At 42.7% G+C, this 5,008-nt stretch carries 6 protein-coding genes; 4 read left to right on the forward strand and 2 right to left on the reverse strand.

What is annotated here, in order from left to right:
* Positions 1–62 precede the first annotated feature (62 nt).
* Complete coding sequence (locus AC805_RS04720) at positions 63–914, reverse strand: ABC transporter permease (RefSeq protein WP_055074343.1); 852 nt, start codon at positions 912–914, stop codon at positions 63–65.
* Positions 915–1,028: 114 nt separating this feature from the next.
* On the opposite strand from AC805_RS04720, the gene hisA reads away from it, so the two are divergent.
* The 4 genes from hisA (at position 1,029) to petE (ending at position 3,219) form a co-directional block, all read left to right on the forward strand.
* The gene (gene hisA, locus AC805_RS04725) at positions 1,029–1,793 is read left to right on the forward strand and encodes a 1-(5-phosphoribosyl)-5-[(5-phosphoribosylamino)methylideneamino]imidazole-4-carboxamide isomerase (protein ID WP_055074344.1); all 765 of its coding nucleotides are present in this window, start codon (positions 1,029–1,031) and stop codon (positions 1,791–1,793) included.
* Positions 1,794–1,911: 118 nt separating this feature from the next.
* Entirely contained in the window at positions 1,912–2,106 is a 195-nt protein-coding gene (locus tag AC805_RS04730; RefSeq protein ID WP_055074345.1) for a hypothetical protein, read from the forward strand.
* Positions 2,107–2,186: 80 nt separating this feature from the next.
* Positions 2,187–2,684 (forward strand): photosystem II cytochrome c-550, encoded by a 498-nt coding sequence (gene psbV, locus AC805_RS04735; protein WP_055074346.1) that lies wholly within the window; start codon positions 2,187–2,189, stop codon positions 2,682–2,684.
* Positions 2,685–2,841: 157 nt separating this feature from the next.
* Entirely contained in the window at positions 2,842–3,219 is a 378-nt protein-coding gene (petE, locus tag AC805_RS04740; RefSeq protein ID WP_055074347.1) for a plastocyanin, read from the forward strand.
* 252 nt (positions 3,220–3,471) lie between these two features.
* On the opposite strand, the gene AC805_RS04745 is transcribed toward petE, so the two are convergent.
* Positions 3,472–4,902: a hypothetical protein gene (locus AC805_RS04745; RefSeq protein WP_055074348.1), complete on the reverse strand. Its 1,431-nt coding sequence runs from the start codon at positions 4,900–4,902 to the stop codon at positions 3,472–3,474.
* Between the last annotated feature and the right edge of the window lie 106 nt (positions 4,903–5,008).

Here is a 5,008-nt window from a genome sequence, read left to right on the forward strand (position 1 = left end):
CAATCAATTCTTGGGGTTTATGTCCTAAGTCAAGTGACTGTAGCTATAAACTTAAAATTTGGTTAATCTTCGGTTTTCTTGCTACTAAATTTCTGGGTCAAGCCTTCACCGACTAGCGATAAACCGATTGTCATTAAAGTAATTGCCAATCCAGGGAAAATTGTCGTCCACCAGATATTTTCGCCAGTCGAAAGCGCATCGAGAGCTTGCTTGAGATCGTGACCCCATTCAGGGACATCTTCGGGAATACCTAAACCTAAAAATCCCAAACCTGCGATCGTCAGAATTGCATCGGCGGCGTTGAGGGTGAAGATTACGGGCAAGCTTTGGATGACATTGGGGGCGAGATATTTAATGAGAATGGTTTTTGTATCCGCACCGATCGCTTGAGCGGCTTCGATATAAACCTCGGTTTTGGTACTCACGGTTTGGTTGCGGATGACTCGAAAATATTGGGGGATATAGGCAACGCTGAGCGCGATCGCTGCATTCCAGATGCCAGTACCGACCACAAAAGCGATCGTCAGCGATAGCAACAGACTGGGTAGGGTGTAAAGCGCATCCATCAGAAATACTAAACCGCGATCGAGCCATCCACCCTTATAGCCGCTCAGCATCCCCAAGGGCACGCCGATCGCTAAACTGATCGCTGTCGAAGCGATCGTCACCTGCCATGCTACGCCTGCCCCTGCGATCGTTCTCGTAAATACATCATGTCCTTGTAAATCTGTGCCAAACCAATGTTGTAGCGATGGTGGCTCGTGAATGGGATTGCTGAGAAATTCCGTCGGATCGGTCAAAATCCCTACGGCTTGTAACAGGGGGGTGACGATCGCCATCAGCAAAAAAGCCCCGCTAATGACGATGCCAATGGACATTAATTTTGAGGATACTGACTGCTTTGGCAATTTCATAGGGACTAGCTAAAGGACAAACTTAAGAAGCAAAACTGGATTTCCTTGATTTGTACTATACCGCGATCGCTAAATCTAGCTAAAATTATACTTCTGGGATCGTAGGTAAAAATTATGGATGTAATTCCCGCAATTGATATTTTAGATGGACGCTGTGTCAGGCTCTATCAGGGGGATTATCAACAGTCAGAAGTATTTGGTGAAGACCCTGTAGAGGTTGCCCAACGCTGGTACAGTCAAGGCGCTAAGTATTTACATGTAGTTGATTTAGATGGTGCAAAGGAAGGCAAACCTCAAAACCTAAAGGTAATTGAGGCGATCGCCCGCTCAATACCAATGCGAGTGCAGATGGGTGGTGGTTTGCGCGATCGCGAAAGTATCTTATCAGTCCTCAACTCAGGGGTCAGTCGCGTCATCATTGGCACAGCCGCCGTAGAAAATTCTCAGCTAATTGCGGAGATTTGTGCAGAATTTCCCGAACAAATCATGATTGGCATCGATGCTCGTGACGGTAAAGTAGCAACGAGAGGCTGGCTGGAAACTTCGGAAGTAATGGCGGTAGATCTTGCCAAGCGGATGGCTTCTGTCGGTATAGCGGGAATTATTTATACCGATATTTATCGCGATGGTACGATGCAAGGACCAAATATCGAAGCTTTGCGCCAACTTGCCGAAAATGTTGATGTGCCTGTAATTGCCTCGGGTGGCATTAGCTCGATCGCCGATTTACTAAACCTATTGTCACTGGAATCGGTCGGCGTGAAAGGAGCGATCGTGGGTAAGTCCATTTACACAGGCGCGATCCATTTACCCGAAGCAATTAGGGCTGTCGGTAACGGGCGTTGGCAAGATGTGATTGACGGATCGGCGATCGCTTAAATTACATCCCCAAAACAAAAAAGTAAAGTCGGCGCAAAGCACCGACTTTACTTTTTCGGTTGCTTGCATGAGAAAATAGCACAAACATCTCTAGAATTAACTAGATACGAGTATTGTTATGGGCTTTGCTGACTATTCGATCGCTGAGATCGCCGAGGACTACAAACTCAGTATTGAGGATGTATTTAAACTATGCGATCGCCTTGGGATCGCTTACCAAGACGCAGAAACCAAACTTGCTTTGGAAGATGCAAAGGCTGTCATTATGGCATCCGCAGCCCAAAATTCTAAAACCCCCAAAGGCTTATCGTGATTGCAAAGTCGCAATAAATCTTTGGGATTAGGTGAAATTCTTTTAGATAAACTTAGATAAATTAAGTTATGTCCGTAATTATGAACAAAAATTCTTTTAAATATTTAGCGGTGGCGATCGCCTTCGTGATGCTTACCTTTCAGCTTTTCACATCCAGCGTAAATGCAGCCGATATTCCGATCGAACTGCGTACAGTCCCCCTCAATGAAACTACAAATATTGTCTTAACGCAAAAGGACATCTCTAAGGGTAAGAAATTATTTTCTAATGCCTGTGCCACCTGTCACCTCGGCGGAGCCACCTTTACCAATCCTAACGTCAATCTAGCGCCCGATTCCCTTGCTGGGGCATATCCAGCACGTAATAATGTGTTGGGATTGGTGGACTTCATGAAGAAGCCCACTACCTATGATGGCGTAACTGAAATCTACGACGTTCACCCTAGCCTCAAGAGTACTGATATCTTCCCCGCCATGCGTGGGCTCACCGACAATGACCTCAAGCTAATTGCTGGTTATATTCTTTACGAACCTAAGGTCAAAGGTATCGGCTGGGGCGGCGGAAAGATATACTATTAAACAAATAATGTACGTAGTAATGCGTCATAATTTGTCAAAAAGCTAATTACTTTAGCTTTATCTATGTGTTTTCTGGTTTTCTCTACGTGTTTTAGTCTTAGTTCGAGTCGAGTCGAATTAGTACGAGTTAAGTTGAATTTTAGTCGGTAGTTAATTTATGAATATTTCTTCCTTTGCGAAAAAGCTAGGTCTAGCGATCGCTAGTCTTTTGTTTGTTGTTGGTAGCCTGTTCATGACAGCTTCTCCTGCTGCGGCTGATGTCATTACCGTTAAGATGGGTTCCGATAGCGGTCAGCTTGTATTCGAGCCTAAAGTGGTGACAATTAAAGTTGGCGATTCGGTCAAGTGGGTTAATAACAAAGCTTTCCCCCACAATATTGTGTTTGATGGTCATGCAGAACTCTCTCACAAGAAGTTGGCTCAAAAGCCTAAAGCTGAGCTAGAGTCAACCTTTAATGAAGCTGGAGAATTCTCTTACTATTGCTCACCACACCGTGGTGCTGGTATGCAAGGAAAAGTGATTGTCCAATCATAATTAAGTTTATTTCTTCAAAAGAGGTGCAAACATTGTTTGCACCTCTTTTTTGTACCTTTTTTTTGGATGAATTGATTTGCGATCGATCGCCCTATATAATACTAAAGCTCAAAATGGCAACGCCATTTTGGGAATCTCAAAACCTTACTGGGTTTGATGTTTAATTCACAAAAGTGTTGTCACACTTTCGTGAATTGGTATAACAACGTAATACCAAAGCTCAAAATGGCAACGCCATTTTGAGCTTTGGTATTACGGATTTTTAGAGTTACGCGATCGCCTATGCAACCACCACCAGACCCCACCACCAGAAAGTCCACCAATTACGATGCTCCCCAAAAAGGTTGCCATCATGTAAATTAAAAAAAGCGTATTCGATTTTGTTGCAATGGCATTGACAGAAAATTGAGCCGTGAGGATATTGACAGTGATTTGACTTGTCCCTAAACCCGTACCAACGGCAAAGATGCTTTGGTTAAGACTACGCTCGCTTCGAGTTTGTTCAAGGCTAATAATGCCTTCGATATTTCTAATAGAGTTTTCTAAGAATTTTTGATTGGGGCTGAGGTTGGTAATATCCGCAATAATTTGGGGGATATACTTCTTGGTGACGATGGTTGCAAATTTCTCTAAAAAGGGAATATTAGTATCTTCCTCGTGATTTTCTAATCGTTTGAGTTTATTTTGGTAGTTCTCCAGATTCGTTGCAATAGTATTTTTTTGAGATTCTAGACAGATAAGTTCTTGAACATAGGTGTTCATCAAGTTGAGGTTTGATTTCAAGCTTTGCTGGAGTTGAGCGAGATCCGTTTGAGATGAACGATCTGGATTGGCTAATAGGGAGATGGTAGCTTGGATTTCTTTGACTTTGTTTTTAAGTTCATTTTTATGTTGACGGCTTAGATGGTATGACCAAATAATTTTGTGGCGATACAAAAATAAACGCATTAAGCTGGGATAAAGTTTGGAGATGGTCTTGCTGATATCTTGAATATTTAATTCATGGGGAAAGATACAAATTAAGAGATGTTTGTTTTGACTGAGATTGCCGCGATCGCTTGGTAGTTGCCATAGCTCAAAGCATTCTGCGCCTAGAAGTTTAGGTGCAGAGGGGTTGATTTCGGTTTTCAGATCTTTTTCCCAGCTTGAGTTGTCGAAAATTTTTAAATGTCCGTAAATTCTTTTCGCCGCATCACTTGCCTTTTGGTCAGCAAAAGCAAGTTGTCCCCAGACAAACCAAGTTTGACCCATGTGGCTCTCTGGTTGATTAATTTGACTGCCATGAAGATTGTTAACAATATTTTCTTGGATTTTTTGGAAACTAGGGATATGGCGAGGAGCATACTTAAGTGATGGATCGTCGCGATCTTGATGGGTGAGATCGATGGAGCAATGCACCTGTAAAGCATAGGTATCGTTGAGTTTAACTGGATAGTAAAACCCATTCAGGGGATAGTCAAAATTTTTACCATCTTTACCAAGTAGCTCAATGTAGTCTGAAAGTTCTGATTCAATTTTGATGACATCTGCTAACTGATCCGTTGTCATTTGCCCAACATTTATTCTCCGCCAAAATTTATTACGATTCTGGTTGCTCTCATCTTCGCTTTGTCCTAGTCCTTCCGCAAGGTCGTAGCTAAATAAATCAATTGTGGGATAGATGATGGTGTCAGGATCTGTCATGGGTAATTTGCTTGGCTACGGTAGTTAATATGATGGTCGCTAAGTAACTGGGCGCAATTATAGCTATAGTCAGTAATGTTAGGACAAAAATCAAACCCAATAGAGA

Origin of the sequence: Pseudanabaena sp. 'Roaring Creek' (assembly GCF_001402795.1) — a bacterium.
In the GTDB taxonomy this organism is placed as follows: Bacteria; Cyanobacteriota; Cyanobacteriia; order Pseudanabaenales; family Pseudanabaenaceae; genus Pseudanabaena.

What these genes read in the sequence shown, in the direction of transcription:
- AC805_RS04720 (WP_055074343.1), bottom strand. Translation starts at nt 914, where the DNA reads ATGAAATTGCCAAAGCAGTCAGTATCCTCAAAATTAATGTCCATTGGC.
- AC805_RS04745 (WP_055074348.1), bottom strand. Translation starts at nt 4,902, where the DNA reads ATGACAGATCCTGACACCATCATCTATCCCACAATTGATTTATTTAGC.
- AC805_RS04730 (WP_055074345.1), top strand. Translation starts at nt 1,912, where the DNA reads ATGGGCTTTGCTGACTATTCGATCGCTGAGATCGCCGAGGACTACAAA.
- psbV (WP_055074346.1), top strand. Translation starts at nt 2,187, where the DNA reads ATGAACAAAAATTCTTTTAAATATTTAGCGGTGGCGATCGCCTTCGTG.
- petE (WP_055074347.1), top strand. Translation starts at nt 2,842, where the DNA reads ATGAATATTTCTTCCTTTGCGAAAAAGCTAGGTCTAGCGATCGCTAGT.
- hisA (WP_055074344.1), top strand. Translation starts at nt 1,029, where the DNA reads ATGGATGTAATTCCCGCAATTGATATTTTAGATGGACGCTGTGTCAGG.